Annotated in this window: 15 protein-coding genes; 10 read left to right on the forward strand and 5 right to left on the reverse strand. The window is 56.1% G+C overall.

From position 1 onward, the window contains the following. The first annotated feature begins 18 nt into the window (after positions 1–18). The 3 genes from AC25MA_RS12110 (at position 19) to AC25MA_RS12120 (ending at position 5,490) form a co-directional block, all read left to right on the forward strand. Complete coding sequence (locus AC25MA_RS12110) at positions 19–3,405, forward strand: P-loop NTPase fold protein (protein WP_486972046.1); 3,387 nt, start codon at positions 19–21, stop codon at positions 3,403–3,405. Positions 3,406–3,864: 459 nt separating this feature from the next. Beyond that, entirely contained in the window at positions 3,865–4,650 is a 786-nt protein-coding gene (locus AC25MA_RS12115; protein ID WP_486972047.1) for a hypothetical protein, read from the forward strand. A 165-nt stretch (positions 4,651–4,815) separates the two neighbouring features. Continuing rightward, complete coding sequence (locus tag AC25MA_RS12120; protein WP_486972048.1) at positions 4,816–5,490, forward strand: hypothetical protein; 675 nt, start codon at positions 4,816–4,818, stop codon at positions 5,488–5,490. A gap of 68 nt (positions 5,491–5,558) precedes the next feature. Here the strand turns inward: AC25MA_RS12120 and AC25MA_RS12125 are convergent, their stop codons facing one another. Continuing rightward, positions 5,559–6,689: a PIN domain-containing protein gene (locus AC25MA_RS12125; RefSeq protein WP_486972049.1), complete on the reverse strand. Its 1,131-nt coding sequence runs from the start codon at positions 6,687–6,689 to the stop codon at positions 5,559–5,561. Between the two features lie 1,119 nt (positions 6,690–7,808). Here AC25MA_RS12125 and AC25MA_RS12130 point away from each other — a divergent pair. Together AC25MA_RS12130 and AC25MA_RS12135 are read left to right on the forward strand one after the other, a co-directional pair. Further along, a complete protein-coding gene (locus tag AC25MA_RS12130; protein ID WP_486972050.1) occupies positions 7,809–8,039 on the forward strand; it encodes a hypothetical protein in 231 nt (76 codons plus the stop codon). Positions 8,040–8,199: 160 nt separating this feature from the next. Next, positions 8,200–9,168 carry a LysR family transcriptional regulator gene (locus AC25MA_RS12135; protein ID WP_486972051.1) on the forward strand — a complete coding sequence of 323 codons (969 nt, stop codon included), beginning with the start codon at positions 8,200–8,202 and terminating at the stop codon, positions 9,166–9,168. A 19-nt stretch (positions 9,169–9,187) separates the two neighbouring features. Here AC25MA_RS12135 and AC25MA_RS12140 read toward each other — a convergent pair whose 3' ends face one another. Beyond that, positions 9,188–9,649, reverse strand: coding sequence for a RidA family protein (locus tag AC25MA_RS12140; protein ID WP_486972052.1), 462 nt, complete (start codon positions 9,647–9,649; stop codon positions 9,188–9,190). Positions 9,650–9,908: 259 nt separating this feature from the next. On the opposite strand from AC25MA_RS12140, the gene AC25MA_RS12145 reads away from it, so the two are divergent. The 3 genes from AC25MA_RS12145 to AC25MA_RS12155 all read left to right on the forward strand — a co-directional run bounded on the left by AC25MA_RS12145 (position 9,909) and on the right by AC25MA_RS12155 (position 12,195). Continuing rightward, entirely contained in the window at positions 9,909–10,592 is a 684-nt protein-coding gene (locus tag AC25MA_RS12145; RefSeq protein ID WP_028689876.1) for a hydrolase, read from the forward strand. Positions 10,593–10,755: 163 nt separating this feature from the next. Further along, positions 10,756–11,142 (forward strand): helix-turn-helix domain-containing protein, encoded by a 387-nt coding sequence (locus AC25MA_RS12150; RefSeq protein WP_280062915.1) that lies wholly within the window; start codon positions 10,756–10,758, stop codon positions 11,140–11,142. Between the two features lie 39 nt (positions 11,143–11,181). Further along, a complete protein-coding gene (locus AC25MA_RS12155; protein ID WP_280062913.1) occupies positions 11,182–12,195 on the forward strand; it encodes an alpha/beta hydrolase in 1,014 nt (337 codons plus the stop codon). Positions 12,196–12,625: 430 nt separating this feature from the next. Here AC25MA_RS12155 and AC25MA_RS12160 read toward each other — a convergent pair whose 3' ends face one another. Further along, positions 12,626–13,222, reverse strand: a complete 597-nt coding sequence (locus AC25MA_RS12160; protein WP_486972053.1) for a transglycosylase SLT domain-containing protein — start codon at positions 13,220–13,222, stop codon at positions 12,626–12,628. Positions 13,223–13,425: 203 nt separating this feature from the next. On the opposite strand from AC25MA_RS12160, the gene AC25MA_RS12165 reads away from it, so the two are divergent. Further along, a complete protein-coding gene (locus AC25MA_RS12165; RefSeq protein WP_486972054.1) occupies positions 13,426–14,493 on the forward strand; it encodes a helix-turn-helix domain-containing protein in 1,068 nt (355 codons plus the stop codon). After that, positions 14,474–14,959, forward strand: a complete 486-nt coding sequence (locus tag AC25MA_RS12170) for a PIN domain-containing protein (protein WP_486972055.1) — start codon at positions 14,474–14,476, stop codon at positions 14,957–14,959. The genes AC25MA_RS12165 and AC25MA_RS12170 overlap by 20 nt, the downstream gene beginning before the upstream one ends. Positions 14,960–15,054: 95 nt before the next feature. On the opposite strand, the gene AC25MA_RS12175 is transcribed toward AC25MA_RS12170, so the two are convergent. Both AC25MA_RS12175 and AC25MA_RS12180 read right to left on the reverse strand, forming a co-directional pair. Continuing rightward, positions 15,055–15,837, reverse strand: coding sequence for a hypothetical protein (locus tag AC25MA_RS12175; protein WP_213883039.1), 783 nt, complete (start codon positions 15,835–15,837; stop codon positions 15,055–15,057). A 125-nt stretch (positions 15,838–15,962) separates the two neighbouring features. Beyond that, positions 15,963–17,003 (reverse strand): DMT family transporter, encoded by a 1,041-nt coding sequence (locus AC25MA_RS12180; RefSeq protein ID WP_486972056.1) that lies wholly within the window; start codon positions 17,001–17,003, stop codon positions 15,963–15,965. Positions 17,004–17,065: the final 62 nt, after the last annotated feature.

Genomic DNA, 17,065 nt, shown 5'->3' on the forward strand with positions numbered 1-17,065 from the left:
TGACATAAAAGGACTTCTATGCGGTTGATCAATTTCCATACTGAACACCCTGCAACTCAGGACGTGTTCCCCGGTGGTAGCCATGACAAGGTGGCGAGCGCAATCCACGGTCATTTGCTGAGTGACGGGCCCTCAAAGGTTGTGGGCCTAGATGGTGAGTTTGGCTCCGGTAAGAGCTCCATTCTGAGCATGCTGAAGACAAAGTTGACGGCTGCTGATTCTGATTTCAGGGTCTGGTTTTTCGACTGCGAGCAGAATTACCAGGGATCGACGAAGAGCAATTTCATCGAGCTCTTCACCGATGAGGTGCTCAAAGAAGTACCTCATGTCAGCAGGGCTGCGGAGACCCTGAAAGCCTCTCGCGATCGGGCCCTCGGACGCTTGTTCGAGTACAACAAACGAACAACGAGCCGGGTCAGTGCCTGGGCCTTGGCAGTGGTCGCCAGCCTGTTTTTCGCCGCCACGTCATTCCGGGAGCTTTTTGCACTTTCGCGTAGCTCTCATGCGGCCATCACAGGGACGTCGCCCGAAGCCGCCGCGCTTACCAACACGTTGCAAGACCCGTTTTGGTGGCTGATTGCGGTGCACCTTTTTTCCCTTTTGAGCCCTGTCCTGATCCTTGGCACTGCCAAGTTTTGCCATAGGAAGGTGCGGGTCGGCGCCCAGAAATGGAGCCTTCTGAGTCTATTCAAAGGCTCTAGTGACGATCATATTGAGGAGAAGATTGAAGTTGGCAAGGAGGTGACGCCCCTTGATCTCAAGAAGACGCTTCTCGAACAGCTGAAGGTGGTTGAAGACAAGCGTTTTATCATCATCCTAGACAACCTTGATCGCTTGCCAAAGGACAGCCTGCGGTCGGTGTGGAGTGACCTGGAGATCTTTATTGAGGTTGCTACCAAGGCTGCGAATCTGACGGTAATCGTTCCGTTTTGCTCAAACAAGGTGGCTGAATACCTGAAGGCAGACGGTGATCGACGGTACGATGCCAGGGACTTCATAGCGAAAAAATTTCCGGTGGTTTTCCGTTCGCCACCCATCATCACCTCGGGATGGAAAGATGGCTTCCGTCAGTTGTGGAACCATAGCTTCCCGGATGTTGACGGGAGCGTCATCGAGCAGTGCGCACAACTGCTACAGCGCCACAGCCCCATGGCCAACAACCTGGTCACGCCCCGGCTGCAGAAGAAATTCATCAACGACATCGCCACGACAGCATTGGTGGTGGGGGAGGAGATCAGCCTCCTGGCTATCGCCAGCCATCTTCTGCTTTGCAAATATGCCGATCTTTCGCTGGTGGAGATACTGCGCACGGATGGTTTCTCGGAAACCTATCAGAAAGAAATTGGGGAGGAGCAAACTGAGCTGGTAAAGGACACTAAAACCTTGCTGGGTGCCACCCTTGGCGATTCCATGGAGACCGGGTGGCAGATCCAGTTCCTGCAGATTCATTATCTGACTACGGGTGATATTGCGATCGCCGAGCTCTTGGACACGCCATTGGCAGAAGCCTTTGCCAACGAGGATCACGACGCGTTGGGCGAGCTTACTTCACTGTTCGGCTTCTCTGACGCCATGAAGCGCCTTCTATCCCAGCGTCCTTCGCTGGCTTCTCTGCTGCCAACCATTTCCCAGGCACATCAGGCGCGTGAAGGCGACTGGATTGAGCCTCTCCTGCAGTTGATCAATAGCGCGCAACTTGAACTGTTCGGCGAATCGAAAGCGGGAGCTGAGGAGTTCTACGAAGCCGTGCGGTATTGCAGAGGCCATGGATTGAAGGGGCAGCTACTGAGTGGTCATGGCGGCCAGCTGAAAACTAGCCTGCTGAAAATTCTGAACTCTGCGTTCGATCCTGAGCAGCTGAAGCCAGCCTGGAATCTCCTGCAGGAATACGACCATTATCTCCATGCGCTAGGACTGGAGTTTGAAGAGGCCGTTGTTAAACGTTCCGAATATGTGATGCACCTGCTGCCTGATATTGCCCATCTGGAAGTGATCAAGGCCAGTGGCTTTTCCTTTGCGAACGCAGGTCTGCCAGATGCACACGCGCAGCTAGCCAGCTGTGCTGATCACCAGATGGGTATAGCGGTATTGCCGACCGATTGCGTCGTGCCTGCGCTCGAATGGTTGTACGGGGGGCGTAATCTCGGTGGCGGTATTACGGGCGGTATCTCGGCTGGTGACGTGGCCATCTTAGCGAAATTTACAGGTGCTGCAGGCGAAGTAGATAGCGCGGTGCTGGGACTTGGGTTGGCCACGAATGTCGACCAGGTCATCGGCACTGCGATTACAACGTTGCTGGCGAACAATACCAGTCCGCTGATTAAGGCGGTGGCGGCGGTGACGTACATTCGGCAAGCCGACGCCGATTCGCTCGCCAAGCTCGATGATCTGGATGGCGTATTTGAGTCGTCAGTCTTCAGAGCCCTGGCGAATGCATCGCTTACCACAGGTGCTTTGTTCCAATTGGTTGACGACCCCCAAGTGGGAGAGTCGGTTGCTACCTACCTGGCTTACCTGATTCAAGAGCAGCGCATAGGGCCCCTGAACTGCGACAGGGTTACTACCAAATTTAGCGTGATTACCCAGGCGCTTTCGAAGGTTGGCCTTGTTGAGGCCGATGTCGCGGCTTGGCTCACAGCTTGGGATGTTCATATTGCAGAAGCCTCCAAGGACGCTCTGAAGGCGGACGCCCGATTAATCAGTGTCGTTATGGAGGCGGATGAAAATGTGCTGCCGAAAACTCGGGCGGGTCTACTCAATCAGCTCACGAGTGAGGAGCGGACTCGTGATGAGTGGGTACAGATCATCTCGGCAGGGGCCAAACAGCACCAGGCAATCCTGAATGGGATAGTGAGCAATGAAGTGCCCATGCAGTCGACCGCGGCTGTCGGCGATGCCTTGATCGACGTGCTCACCTCCCTCGCGAACGGTACCGTGACTTCGCCGTGGGGAGCGGCCCAGTACGCCATGATGGATTCGCTGCTCAAGTTGCTTGATGCCCAGCAGCGTGACGTCATCGGTATCCGATTGAGGTCGATGCTCTTCGCGGAGTCGGTGGAGCCTGACGATTTCGCAATCCCGCTATCGAAATATGGCCATCTCATCCCGGATGTTCAGCCGTCTAATCCGCAAGAGGTTCAACGGATCGTCCTGTTCCTGGCGTACCTGAGCCGCAACCCCGACAGCCTTCCAGCCTTGGCCAAACTCTTCGATGCGAAGGCCGAGCAGATAGCGGCGTTCAGGTACTCGACAGAACTCAGGAATACGATGGGGGAAGCTGTTGCCAAACTTTCAGAAATCACCCCGGCTCTCTACAAAAAGTTTGCTCAAACCAAGGGCTTCAAGCGCCTGATCCAGTCGCTCAAAAGGGCCGCGCGTGATCCAGAACCTGAGCAGGACGCGTGAAGGGCTGTTCCCGTTCAGAGCCCACGTACAGCGACGGTCGTGGTATGACCGTCGCTGTACGTCTAAACGCGGCCTATCTTCAGTAACTCGCCCCTCTCACTACTTCCAAGGGCAGTCACCTTTTTTGTGCTTATGCACTTCCAAATCAGGATGTTTGGATTTGTTTTCTTCGCTCAGTTAAAGGGGACAGATTTATTTTTTGTGACGCTCGTTGATGAAACATAAATTTTGAGCCTGCCCCGCGTCAATGGACGTCAAGAGGCGATGTTCGAGTCGCTCTCTTGAGGGTTGTGATGTTCACTCGAACCTACGGTAAAAATAAATCTGTCCCCTTCTTATGTGTTCAGATTAATTAGGGTGCGAAATGTTATGGGCTGATGGCTAGTTAGCAGTTTTGTTAGTGGTAAATGTGTTCTAAAAATAGCAATATAATAGCGATGTTGGAATAAGGTTTTAAATATGAGCGGTAAATTTCGGGTTGACGAGTTTTCTTTGCAGGCGCAGCGGCATATTTATCCGCTGTATCGTAAAGACGGGCGAGGGGGGTACGAATTTTCCTCTACTATGACATTTGTGAAATTTAAAGAGCTGTATTTTTGTGTGTTTGCAGCGCATGCTCTTACTTTGCGGGAAGATCAATTGAGTGGGATAGGAGCTCTTAAGACGGACGGAAGCTTTATGTCGCTGTCGGATGTGTCTTATTTTTATAAGATCTGTCGGGAGAGGGATTTGTGTATATGTGCAACTAATGAGTTTGAGTACAAAAATTATTTTGATCTTGATCATGAATCAACTACCGAGTTTGTTGATGATTTCGGGTGGATAGGTTTTCCGAAGAAAAAAGCTATACAAAGCATACATAGTAGCAAATCTTCGTCAGAGAAAATTAGAGAGTACCTTTCGGAAGGGGTTGATGGTCTTAAAAAATGGGAGCATGCTAATTTTCTCTTGCTCGGCGTTGAATTTGAGTCAGAATCAGAAAGGGAAGTGGTCGGAAAACATGTAAATGAAAATGTAGAATACGAGCACGAAGGATTCAAACAGAAAGGTTACTCACTTAAAGGTATGAGTGGTGGGGCTTTCTTTAAAGGTCCTAAAAAAATTCATTCAGATCAACCCCGTCTCGGTGATGTTTTCAAGTTTTTTGGTATAGGGCTAGAGTATAAAAATGGTATTTTGGTGAAAGGAGCGTCTAGACACTCTGTTCAAGAGATGATTAATGAATTGCTAGAAGCTTCGCTTTAATAAAGCTCTCGGGGGTGTGACTATTTAGTAACGCTTGAGTAATGTGGCGAATAGGGGAGGTTTCCTGATTTTGATTATTCTCGTTTCCCGTGGTGTTAGTTTGGTTGTGATTCGCTAGCTAAGAAAACTATCGCGCTAAACATTAAGTTATATTTTGGAGGGGTTATGCTTTCAGATGAGGAGTGTAGGTTTCTATCTGAACGTATGAAGATTTCGGTCTCTCATGTTGAGGAAAAACTGAGTGAGGTTTTTTTATCTGGGTATAGGGCAGGAATTGAAGAGTTTGTTTCTTTTTGTGTGAAGGCGATTCGCACATGTCAGCTTGATGTCCTTGCTGGTTCTCAACTTGTGTCAGGTTCTCATGAAGTAGTGGAGAGAATAAACAAGTGCGCCATTTTGTTACAAGGTAAAATATATGATCAAGGTGCTAGGGATATTCTTGATGCGTTTAGGCATGCTTTTCGACTCTATGCGCTTGGAGGACTTCATGATTTATGGGTGTATCAAGAGAATGAGATGTGGTATCCAAAAATAATTTTGGATTGTGAACTTAAGCCCAATTGCATCAATCTGCTGCCAGGAGAAATAGTAATTTATCGAGGTGCAAGCATCTCAGAATGGGAGGTGTCACGATATGGCCAATCTTGGAGCACCGAAGAGGCTGTGGCGCGGAGGTTTGCGTATCAAAGTTATGAGCACATGCCTTGGTTCAAAAGAGAAGAGCGTGTGATGTTTAGAACTACGGTAAATAAAAGTTTGGTGTTTTATGCTTGCCAAGCTCCGGAGTATGAGGTGGTTGTTGATTCTACGAAAATCGGTTGCGTCGAATTGTTGTCTTAGTTTGGGTGAGGCTAATTTGAGCACCTACAGTTTTCTTGTAGGTGCTTTTAGTATCGCATGAAAGCTTTTTATTGAATGTTGGGTGCGAACATTGTTGATAGGGGGCGTCCCCTTCTGACTAGCGCAAATTGATCTACTGAAAATCCGCTACATTCTTTCGTAAGCTGGTTATATGTAAAGCTGGCTAAAAAGCCAGGTCTAATATACAGGCTTATAGTAGATATTTCGTGGCTGTGCTCTTCTTCGAAGAAGCCATCACAAGCTGTGATTAGCTCGCGATGGTTTTCGAATTCTCTGGTCGTAATGTCAAGTATGAGCTCGGTAATTCTCAGTTCAAATTTGCAGGAAACATATACCTCATGATTTTCAAGCGCTTTTGTTTCTATGTAGAAGAAGTCTTCTAGTCCCTCCATGATGTGAGCGGACAAAGGGCTGCAGCTTGAAAGTATTCCGGTGTGACTGAAAAGCTCTTTGCTTAAGGCTGAGCGCACACTACTGTCCATACTTTGTAAGTATGATATAGCGCTTTCTTCGAGATACTCCCTGAATTCCTCCTCGTCTCTGTGTCGGTCCAGTGCATGTTCGTCAGAATTTACGTGGTTTTTCAGGAATTCGTTCAAGGAGCTAATTAGGTGGATTTTGCACTGAAGGTTTTTTTCGTCTATGTCGTTCTGTAGGTCGTCGTGGAAATGATCCTTGGTTTTTCCCATGAAGTCATTTGTATTTGATGTTATGAAGAATACGTCTTCTGTGATTTTGTTATTTTCCAGATGGTCGAGTAACGAAAGCCAGATTAGAGTGTCCCTGTATCCTTTTTCGTTTTCGCGAAATGGCCTGACCCTTAAAATAGCTCGACGCGCCATTTCTTCGTGAGAAATGTTTTTGTATTCAACTATTATGAGGTCTTCAATTTTTGCTTTTAATACGGACTCTAGACTATATGGTTCTTGCTGCTCTAGCCTTGGTGCCTCTAGCTTAATACTTGGTGCCACTTTTTCAAGAGCCTTGTTGGAATTCTCCACGTCTCGAATAGCATCATTGAGTGAACGCATGTATAGATTGTCGACTTCTTGTGTTACCACTCTCGGTATGACCAGTGTGCAGCCTTCATTGTTTATGTAGTGGATGAGCAGTCTTAGTGGTGCTGACCTAAGGAACCAGTTGTTGTGTATTATGTTTGAGTCGATAATTATATGCATGTGCTCGATGCCGGTCTGTATGGGGTGTGGTTTTTGGGGTGGGCAGTTAAAGTTTCGATTCAAGGTGTTGGTGAAGACCTTGTGCTGGTTGCCCATTAAAGAATTAGTGAACTATTACTGAAGCACCGGGCGCATGTCAACCAGCACCTGCCAGATTAAGGTATGAATCACAAGTGTAAATAATTACGATTTAATGAGGCTTTGTGCCTATAAGCCAATGTGCCAAGCAACTGATGATGGTAGGTTAAGGGGGCTTCAGTACCATTGCCTGGCGATGTGGCTTCTAAATTTTTGGCATGGATGCTTTTGTGACTAAACACCCGGGTGGCGTGACGAGTAGTTATACAGTTCTGTTACGGTAAACATGCTTGGATACAACATCCTTCAGATCGCTTTGTTTTCGGTTAAGTTATGAGGGGCTGCCATGGTTAAACGGCCATTACTGCGCGTTCAGTGGTGTTGTCTTTGGACTGCAAACTATCGATAAGGTGTCATGGGGTAGTTTTAGAGATAGAAAATTTTAGTCTCATTGAAATTAATCAAAAAATCAGTAGCTTGTGTATTGATTCGACTCCTGTCTCCGCACTGCTCGCTTCTCTCCGATTCAGCTTCATTTGGTCAGGCTGGGCCTGTCGCGTGAAAGGCTCACTGCCCATTCGTTACGATGTAGGCAATTTCTCGCAGCCACCATTGCCTTTTCTCAACCGTCCTAAGCTTGCATTAGCAGCCCCTAAGGAATAAATTCCCTCCGTCGCGGCCACTTCCGCGACCGGGTTTGGCGACCCGACCGAAAAAGGCGCAACGGCGCCCCGATCACGATTGCAGGCGCTTTTTTTGTGTCCGCAGTTCCGTGTAATGGCGGCTGTGCGTGGGAGACCTTCGGGTCTGCCGGGTTCCTTTTCCTCGGTTCGCCAACCTGCGTACAGCTGCCACCCTATTCGTTTGGCGACGATGGTGTGGTGCTTCAACCGAAAAGGACCTCATGCATGCATTTCGCAAATCTGTACAGGATCCTCGCATCCGCTCTCCGCCGGCCAACCCCCGCGGCCAACCCATCCCCAACCTTCTACCCAATCGACAGCCACTCCCTCGCCACCCGCACCAACCGGGAGGTGCCCCATGTCTGACCATGAACGCCTGTCCACCCTCCAAAGCTACGTCTGGACCCTCGAACTGCTAGGCGAGGCGCTGGTCCAGCACGACGAGGTGCTGGAGTGCGAGCACAACCCGCAACTGAGCTTCCGCAACACAGCGGGCATCCACCAGGCGATCCGGATCATCAGCCGGTTGGCCAGCGAGCAGTTCGGCAAGCTGGAGGCGATGAAAGAAGTGTGTGCTTCTGAAGACTGATGCCACGCATCATCGGGGCCGCCTTGCGGCCCTACTGCGTGGCGTGCCCTGATCGACCGCCACTTGCACCGCCCGGTTTTCAACCATCGCCAGAACAATATGGCTGCTTCACCCACCCCCTTCTCGTATCATCAGCGCCTTCGCATCCGGAACGAACTGTGTGAAATCGCCAACTGGTAAAGCGCCAACTGCCGCTGATGGGCCGAAGTGGGACGTCGCCGAGGCTGTCAATCAGCTCTCGTGGGACGACTTGCGCATCATCAAGACGCTCAGCGATTGCGGCAATCGTGCGGCGACGGCCAAGAAGCTTGGCATCAATGTCTCCACCGTTTCGCGCCGGGTTGCCCAGGTCGAGCGAACCCTCGGCATCGCGCTGTTCGACCACCGCAAGTCAGGCTATCTGCTCACCGCCGAGGGCGCGGAATTGCGAGCACTCGCCGAGCGCGTGGAGCTGGATATCGTCAGCGTCACGCGGCGTGTTTCACGTTCTGGCCAAGGCCCGCTGGGGAAACTTCGCATTACCACCAGCGACTCGTTGCTGCTGTACTTCTTCACCCCGATCATCGCGGACTTCAAGGCCCTGAACGAGGGGATCAGCCTCGAGGTGCTGGTGGGCAACGAAACCCTCAGCCTCGCCCGGGATGAATCGGATATCGCCATTCGGGCGACGAGAAAACCTGCGGAAAGCCTGGTGGGCCGTAAGCTGGCGAACATTGCCTGGGCACCGTACTGCAGCGCCAAGCAGGTGACTGGCGAGGCCCTTTTCGCAGAGGGGCAGGCATGGGTGTCCTACTCGGCAGCGCTCAGCGGTTTGAGGGCTACACGCTATGTCGAAAGCAGGGTCGCCGCTGAGCGCATTGCCTACCGCACCGATTCTGTTGCAGCCGCAAGCGTCGCCATCGCGGCGGGCCTGGGGTATGGATTCCTGCCCTGCATGCTCGGTGACATCACCCCGGGGTTGGTACGCGCAGGCCCGGTGGTGCCAGAGCTTCAGGACGAGTTGTGGCTGCTGACGCACCAGGACATTCGCAAGTCGTGGCGCGTCAAAGCATTCATGACCTTCTGCGCCGCTGCCGTGGCCAGTCAAAAGCCCTTGGTCGAAGGGCAATCGGTACTCCCGGTCAGCTGATCGCAACCGGGAGTGCAGCTTAGATGTCCCGGGCTCCAATCACGGCCTTGCAGGCGATCTCGATCAATTGCGGGCGCTGGGCAAGCCTCGACACCCCAATGATATTGCTCGCGCACTGAGGCCGCTCAGTGCCATAGGCCGCCTTGCGCACTTTGCCGACCACCGCGAAGGCAGCGTCCATGTCCAGGACATAGAGCGTTTCCTCGACAACGTCTTGCAGCGTCGCGCCATACAAGGCGAGCAGCTTTGAGATGTTGTCGTAGGCGACCTGCATCTGCTCGCCCATCGACGAGAAATCACTGGGCTTGCCGTCGGCGTTCAGCGGCGCCGGGGCCAGCAGATTACCGGCCTCGTCATGATTGAACTGGCCTGATACGTAGATCTCGTTGCCTGCCCGCCGTGCCTGCGGATAGCCATACGCCTCCTCCCAGGCAACGCCCCAGTAGGCGGTCTGCTTATTGATCGGTTGTGAAGCTGCCATTGCATTCTCCTGCACATGACGGACCGGCTTGATCCGAATGGAACGGCGAATGCTAGCAGCGCGGCTGCGTATTCAATGGCGCAAAAATGAGCCAGTAGAGGCGCAAACGTGCGCCACCGACAGGCGCTTTGTTTCGTTATCTTTTGCTCGTCCTCAAGCAACGACGCTGAGGCGAGCACTCGTGGCTACGGTGATGCCCGCAACGTGCAGGCCCCGAAACGGGTGCGATCGAACTTCATCAAATTGAAAGGAAACAACAATGAGCAATCCTAAGACTGAAGTCCTGACCCCGTTCAACAGCCAACTGATCTTCATCGATCAGCAGCCACAGATGGCCTTCGGCGTTCAGAGCATCGACCGGCAAACGCTGAAGAACAACACCGTTGGCCTGGCCAAGGCCGCGAAGATTTTCAATATCCCCACCACCTTCACCACGGTCGAGACACAAAGCTTCTCGGGCCACACCTACCCCGAGCTGCTCGCGGTGTTCCCGGACGCGCCGCTGCTGGAGCGCACCTCGATGAACTCCTGGGATGACCAGAAGGTGCGCGACGCCCTCAAGCGCAATGGCCGCAACAAGATCATCGTCTCCGGCCTGTGGACCGAGGTCTGCAACGCCACCTTCGCCCTGTCGGCTATGAACGATGCCGGCTATGAAATCTATATGGTCGCCGACGCCTCCGGCGGCACCACCAAGGAAGCCCACGATTACGCCATGCAGCGCATGATCCAGGCCGGCGTGGTGCCGGTGACCTGGCAGCAGGTACTGCTGGAATGGCAGCGGGACTGGAAGAACCGCGACACCTATGACGCCGTGATGGAGCTGGTGAAGGAGCATTCCGGTGCCTATGGCATGGGCGTCGACTACGCCTACACCATGGTGCACAAGGCGCCTGAGCGCGTTCAGCATGGCCCCACCTTGGCGCCTGTCGCTGCTGTCTGAGCCTTTGCCAGCCCCTGCCTTGGGGGCTGTTCACTGACGTGCGAAGGGTGCGCAGTGGGCTGATCCGAATCAACGAGCCTGGCCTGGAACCTCTGGGGTTTCCAGCGCCCAGCGCTGTTCGCGTCAGGCGCTCGCATCCTGCTACCTGGATTCGTGGGTGTGTATGAACAAGGACAACTCTACCGTGCTGGCGACGCTGACACTGGCTTCGACCGGGCAGCTCAAATCCTGGCAGTTGAGAACGGCCAAACAGCTGATGCTGGAGAGGCTGGATACCTGCCTATCAGTGACTGAAATCGCCCAAGCGTGCGCATTGTCGCGCAGTCACTTCTCACGCATGTTCAAGGAAAGTACCCGGATGTCGCCGCAACAATGGCTGCGTGAACAGCGGGTGATGAAGAGCAGGGAGCTATTGAAGACTTCCACGATGTTGCTCGCAGAGATCGCGCTGGAATGCGGCTTCTGCGATCAATCTCACTTCTGCCGCACCTTCGTGAAGGCTGAAGGCATGACACCAAAGGCTTGGCAGCAACAAGTTGTCTGCACGTGACCACCTGACTACCGCCTCAACAGAAACAGGGGAAATGAATTGAACGTTTTGACCAGAACACTCGCGGGCTCGCTCCTTGCCTTGTCGATCGGTAACGCATTCGCCGACGCTGGCGTCGAGCACAACACCCAGGCATTCCTCGATGTCTTGAACGCGGGCGGTGGCAAACCCATCGAGCAGCTTTCACCGAAGGATGCCCGCGCGGTGCTGAGCGGCGCTCAGGCCGGGGTGAAACTGACGCTGCCCAAGGCGGATGTCAGCGAGAAGACCATCACCGTCGATGGCCAGGCCATCCGCTTGACCATCGTGCGCCCGGCGGGTGTGAAGGGGACTTTGCCGGTGTTCATGTACTTCCACGGCGGCGGCTGGGTGCTCGGCGACTTCCCGACCCATGAGCGCCTGGTGCGCGACCTGGTCGTCGGGTCCGGGGCGGTGGCGGTGTTCGTCAACTACACCCCGTCCCCTGAAGCGCACTACCCGACGGCGATCAACCAGGCCTACGCGGCAACCCGATGGGTGGCCGAGCACGGCAAGGACATCAATGTCGACGGCAAGCGCCTGGCGGTCGCGGGCAACAGTGTCGGCGGCAACATGGCGGCGGTGGTCAGCCTGATGGCCAAGGACAAAGGCACCCCGGCCATCAAGTACCAGGTGCTGCTGTGGCCGGTGACCGACGCCAACTTCGAGACCGCGTCGTACAACCAGTACGCCGAGGGGCACTTCCTTACCCGCAACATGATGAAGTGGTTCTGGGACAACTACACCACCGACCCCAAGCAACGTGCCGAGATCTACGCCTCGCCGCTGCGCGCGACCACCGAGCAGTTGAAAGGCCTGCCGCCAGCGCTGGTGCAGACCGCGAGTGCCGATGTGCTGCGTGATGAAGGGGAAGCCTATGCGCGCAAGCTGGACCAAGCCGGCGTGCCGGTCACGGCGGTGCGCTACAACGGCATGATCCATGACTATGGCTTGCTGAACGTGGTCAGCCAGGTGCCGGCGGTACGCGCTGCAATGCTGCAGGCTGGCGAGGCGTTGAAAGTCCATTTGAAGTGATCCCACCCAAGCCCGCAGGTGGATGCCATGAACGGGCGATCAATGCGGGAAACGAAAAGCTGCCAGTCAGTTAGCGCTTCATCGCACTTATTGGGGCTGCTTTGCAGCCCTTCGCGGGTAAACCCGCTTCCACAAGTACAGTGCTCGATTCAGGGGCTGCGCGATCCTGTGGGAGCGGCCTTGCGTCGCGAAAGGGGCGCGCAGCGGCCCCAGGTTTTGAGCCACCATCAACATTGCCGGGGCTGCTGTGCAGCCCTTTCGCGACGCAAGGCCGCTCCCACAGGGACGGCGCTGGTTTGAGATTCTGCGTAGTCCTGTGGGGCGGTGCGCCGATGCTATTTGCCCGCGAAGGGCTGCAAAGCAGCCTCGTTATTGGCGATGAAGCGCTAACTGAGCAGGCCAATATTTCAAAGCACACCTGCGTCAGGCCCTACCAGAACCACCCACCCCGCGCGAGCTCCTGCTCGCAACTCCGATACTGCGCCCCGAACACCGAGGCCCGCGCCTGGACCTTCTGCGACACATTCTTCAGCCACGGCTTGGCGTCGTAGCTGCGGTTGCGGTAGCCGCCCCAGCCTTCGTGGTAATTCAGGTACTGGCCATACGCGTCCCACTTGGACACGCCGTTGACCTGCTGGCTCTTCTGCATATACCAGCCCATGAAGTCGAGGGCGTCGGCGAAGTCGTCGCGGGCGGCGCCCCAGCCGCCGGCATCGCGCTTGTAGTCGGCCCAGGTCTCGTCCTTGGCCTGGGCGTAGCCGTAGGCAGTGCTGACCCGGCCCCAGGGGATGAAACCGAGGAAGTAGTAGCGCGGCGGCAGGGCGTCGTGCTTGAACGAGGACTCCTGGTACATCATCGCCATCGGCACCTGCACCGGCGCACCCCAGCGCGCCTGCATCTTCAGCGCCGCCTCGTGCCATTTCGGCTTCTCGCGGAAGATCTCGCAGAGGTTGTCGAGGTTGGCCGGGGGCTTGGTGGCGCAGCCGGCAAGCAGCAGGAGCAGGGCTGGCATCAAGAGCCGAAGCATGGAGAGTTTCCTTTGGCAGACGTCGGGGGCGCGGGTTGCTGGCGCTTTATACCTGCTTTGGCGAGACATATGAATCAGCGGCCGGTTGCGCGATGCCGAGCCGGACACGGCAGGACGGTCGTCGCCCATGTATCGACGGGTAGGAATATCGGGTTTATATTTCTTGGTAATTTTATAGATTCGTAAACCGAGGGAGATAGCCGATGATCGGCGAGCGGCTCAAACGTGCCCGCGCTGCTGCTGGCCTGTCGATGCAGGCGCTAGGTGATCAGGTGGGCGTGAGCGCCAACATGGTCAAGAAGTATGAACATGACCAGAGCATGCCCAGTTCCGGCGTGCTCGTGCGTTTGTGCAAGGCGCTGTCGGTGCGCGCCGAGTACTTTTTCCGCCCTGCCACGGTCGAGCTGGCGGGTGTCGAGTATCGCAAGCGTTGCAGCACGCCCAAGGCGATCCTCAAGCGCATCGAGGCCGATGTGCTGGATCAGGCGGAGCGTTGGCAGGAGCTGATCAATCTATGGCCGGATTATCCCGTGCAGGCGTTCAGCGGGCCGGCAGGGCTGCCCGCGCAGTTGGATTCGCTGCAGGCGGTCGACAACCTGGCGGACCAGGTGCGGCAGCTGTGGGGCCTGGGGGCGAGCCCGATTCCCGATTTGATCGACGTGCTGGAGACGCATGGGATTCTGGTGATCATCACCCAGGTCGATGCGCAGGCGAAGTTCGATGGCTTGCAGGCCAGCGTGGCGGGGCAGCCGGTCATCGTGGTATCGGCCGACTGGCCGGGTGACCGGCAGCGGTTCACCTTGGCCCACGAACTTGGTCACTTGCTGATGCATGGTCGGTTGGCCGAAGGGCTGGACGAGGAAAAGGCCTGTAACCGTTTTGCCTCGGCATTGCTGGTGCCGGCCAGCGCAATGCGGCAGCATCTGGGCCACAAACGCCACATGCTGGAGGTGCGCGAGTTGTATCTGCTCAAGGCGGAATTTGGCCTCAGCATGCAGGGTTGCCTGTATCGCGCTGGCGACCTGGAGATCATCCCGCATGCCGTGCGCGAGCGGCTGTTCATGCTGTTCGTCAAACAAGGCTGGCGCAAGCAGGAGCCAGGGGCTGCGTACCGGCAGGAAACCACAGGGCTGTTCCAGCAACTGGTCTACCGCGCGTTGGGGGAGGGGATTATCGGCGAGTCCAAGGCGGCGGAGCTGCTTGGGATGACGGTCTACCAGTTCCACCAGGCGCGCAAACTGGAGTTACTGGATGCAGTTGCTCATCAGTGATGCCAACATCCTGATCGACCTTGAAGAGGGCGAGCTGCTGGCCCAACTCTTCACGCTGCCTTACCAGTTCACTGTGCCGGATATCCTCTATTTCGATGAGCTCGAAGCCCAGCATGCGCATCTGCTGGGCCTGGGGCTCGAGCTGGCTGAGCTCAGCCCTGCCACCATGCTCTATGCCGTGGAGTTGGTTGGTCGGGTCAGGGGGCCTAGCCGTAACGATTGCTTCGCGTTGGCGCTGGCAAGGCAGGAAAAATGTCCGTTGCTATCCGGGGATGAGGCGTTGCGCAAAGCGGCATTGTTGGAAGAGGTTGAGGTGAAGGGCACGCTCTGGGTAGTCGAGGAGCTTGTGCGAAGTGAGGTGATCACGGTCGAGCAGGCCCATGAGGCCTACCTCAGAATGCGGGCGAATGCGCGGCGGCTGCCCTGGGCGGTCGCCCATCAGCGGCTGGATGAGTTCTATCGATAGCGGGCTGTTCAACCTGGAGCTACTTTATATAGTGGCTGTTGGCTTGTCGCTGGATCGCCGGGGCCGCTTTGCGGCCCTTTCGCGACACAAGGCCGTTAGCGGGCGGTTGCCTGCTCGATCAGCAATTGCCAGTTGCGGGCTTCCTGCCAGTCATCGGCGAAGGGCAGTTGAATCCAATAGGGATGCTGGCCGGCGCTCTGCAATTGCACGTGCAGGGTGAAGGTGCGCACGGTGTCGTGGGTGGTGGTCGAGGTGGAGCGGGACTTGCCGCCGCCGATCATGCCGAACTGGTTGTTGAACGCGTAGACGTTGCGCCAGCCGTGCTTGGTGGTGGTCTGGGTGGTGCTGCGGGTGACGGCCTGTTCGTCCACGCGCACTTGCTTGACTACGCGTGGCGCGTCCATCAGCGCATGGCGCTCGCCGACCTCCGGGGCCAGCACATACAGCATGTGGCTGTCGGGGAACACCGCCAGCATGCGCCCGCCGCGGTAGACCCAGCGATACGCGCCCAAGGCCTTGCTGGCCAGGAACGCCTTGCCTTCTTCCATCCGCGCCGCATCGAGCGTGCGATAGGCCTTGTCCAGTGCGCGCTGGCGCGGGTACCACAGCACCGACACCGGGTAGTACAGCAGCCACAACAGGCACCAGAGCAACACGGCATAGATCGGCCCGCCGATGTAATGGCCCTGCCAGATCCACTTGAGCATCAGGTAGCCGCAGTAGGCGGCCTGGACGCACATGAATGTCAGGGTGACCTGGCGTCTGCGCTGCAGCAGCCGGATTTCGGCCTGCCGTACCTGCTCAAGGGCATGGTTGAGCGGCTCGAGCGCGGCAGTGAAGGTGGTATCGGCGGCGGCAACGTGTTGCTGAACTGACATAGGGCATCCTGCACATGAAGGCTACGCGCCACTCTGGGCGCGACGGGGCGGGAGTATACCTTGGGTGAAACGCAGGGTTCGAGCCGGGGCGGGTGAGCAATGCCAGTCCTGTATTTTCTGCCCGGTCAGTGCCTATGCCGATGATGAACATCCGGAAAATGCGCATGGCTATGTCGAAGCGGCACATGCACATGGGGGTGGCTGTGCGGCTCGGTGCCATCCCACTCAAAGTCATGCTCATGTTGATGGTGCTCATCGTGCGTATGCCGGTGGCTATGATCGAGGGCCTCATGCTGGTGTTCGTGAACATGGTTCTCCATCAAGTGAATCCACACACCCAAGGCCATCAACGTCGCAGCGAGCAGGAACGTCATGGACACCGACTCACCCAGCATCAGGATCGCGACCGCCGCGCCCAGGAACGGCGCTGTGGAAAAGTACGCCCCGGTACGCGCGCTCCCCAACCCGCGAAGGGCCAGGACGAACAGCACCAGGCTGACGCCATACCCAAGAAACCCAACCAGCAGGATCGACCCCAGCGTGCCCAGGGCCGGCAGTTGCGAGCCGATGGCCAAGGCCAGGCCGCCATTGACCACGCCCGCCGCCAGGCCTTTGCTGCCAGCGATGAACAGCGCGTCGGAGGCGGAGACCTTGCGGGTCAGGTTGTTGTCGATCGCCCAGCAAAGGCAGGCGAATGCCACCGCCAGCGGCCCGGTCCAGTCATGGTCCACCGCGGTCTCTTGCGGCCATGACAGCACGATACCGCCCAGGACGATGGCGATCATACCGATCACGATCCGGCGGTCGGCGTTTTCCTTGAACACCACCCATGCCAGCACTGCCGTGAGGACCGACTCGAGATTGAGCATCAACGATGCAGTGGCCCCCGCTGTGCGAGTGAGCCCGAACATCAGCGCCACAGGCGCAAGCACGCCGCCAAAGAAGATCGCACCTAGCAACCAGGGCCATTCTCCGGCAGGCAGCCCGGGCCGCTGCCAACCGCGATCGCGCACCAGACGGACGAGGGTCAGGCTGACGCCGCTGCCCAGGTAGAGCAGCCCGGCCAGCAGGATGGGCGGGGTATCGACACCCAACAGTTTGGCGAGCGGTGTGCTTGCGCCAAACAGTGCGGCTGCAACCAACGCGTAAAGAACACTCAGATTCATGATGGGGTCGCCCTGTCAGGCTGATTGCGTGCAGAAGAGCATCATAGCCATTCTGCACAAGG

The sequence above is a fragment of the Pseudomonas sp. P65(2024) genome (assembly GCF_057480955.1).

Excerpts from the sequence above, each read along its gene's own strand:
- AC25MA_RS12115 (WP_486972047.1), top strand. The coding sequence starts at position 3,865 with ATGAGCGGTAAATTTCGGGTTGACGAGTTTTCTTTGCAGGCGCAGCGG.
- AC25MA_RS12130 (WP_486972050.1), top strand. The coding sequence starts at position 7,809 with ATGTCTGACCATGAACGCCTGTCCACCCTCCAAAGCTACGTCTGGACC.
- AC25MA_RS12170 (WP_486972055.1), top strand. The coding sequence starts at position 14,474 with ATGCAGTTGCTCATCAGTGATGCCAACATCCTGATCGACCTTGAAGAG.
- AC25MA_RS12110 (WP_486972046.1), top strand. The coding sequence starts at position 19 with ATGCGGTTGATCAATTTCCATACTGAACACCCTGCAACTCAGGACGTG.
- AC25MA_RS12160 (WP_486972053.1), bottom strand. The coding sequence starts at position 13,222 with ATGCTTCGGCTCTTGATGCCAGCCCTGCTCCTGCTGCTTGCCGGCTGC.
- AC25MA_RS12120 (WP_486972048.1), top strand. The coding sequence starts at position 4,816 with ATGCTTTCAGATGAGGAGTGTAGGTTTCTATCTGAACGTATGAAGATT.
- AC25MA_RS12145 (WP_028689876.1), top strand. The coding sequence starts at position 9,909 with ATGAGCAATCCTAAGACTGAAGTCCTGACCCCGTTCAACAGCCAACTG.
- AC25MA_RS12150 (WP_280062915.1), top strand. The coding sequence starts at position 10,756 with ATGAACAAGGACAACTCTACCGTGCTGGCGACGCTGACACTGGCTTCG.
- AC25MA_RS12165 (WP_486972054.1), top strand. The coding sequence starts at position 13,426 with ATGATCGGCGAGCGGCTCAAACGTGCCCGCGCTGCTGCTGGCCTGTCG.
- AC25MA_RS12125 (WP_486972049.1), bottom strand. The coding sequence starts at position 6,689 with ATGCATATAATTATCGACTCAAACATAATACACAACAACTGGTTCCTT.
- AC25MA_RS12180 (WP_486972056.1), bottom strand. The coding sequence starts at position 17,003 with ATGAATCTGAGTGTTCTTTACGCGTTGGTTGCAGCCGCACTGTTTGGC.
- AC25MA_RS12140 (WP_486972052.1), bottom strand. The coding sequence starts at position 9,649 with ATGGCAGCTTCACAACCGATCAATAAGCAGACCGCCTACTGGGGCGTT.
- AC25MA_RS12175 (WP_213883039.1), bottom strand. The coding sequence starts at position 15,837 with ATGTCAGTTCAGCAACACGTTGCCGCCGCCGATACCACCTTCACTGCC.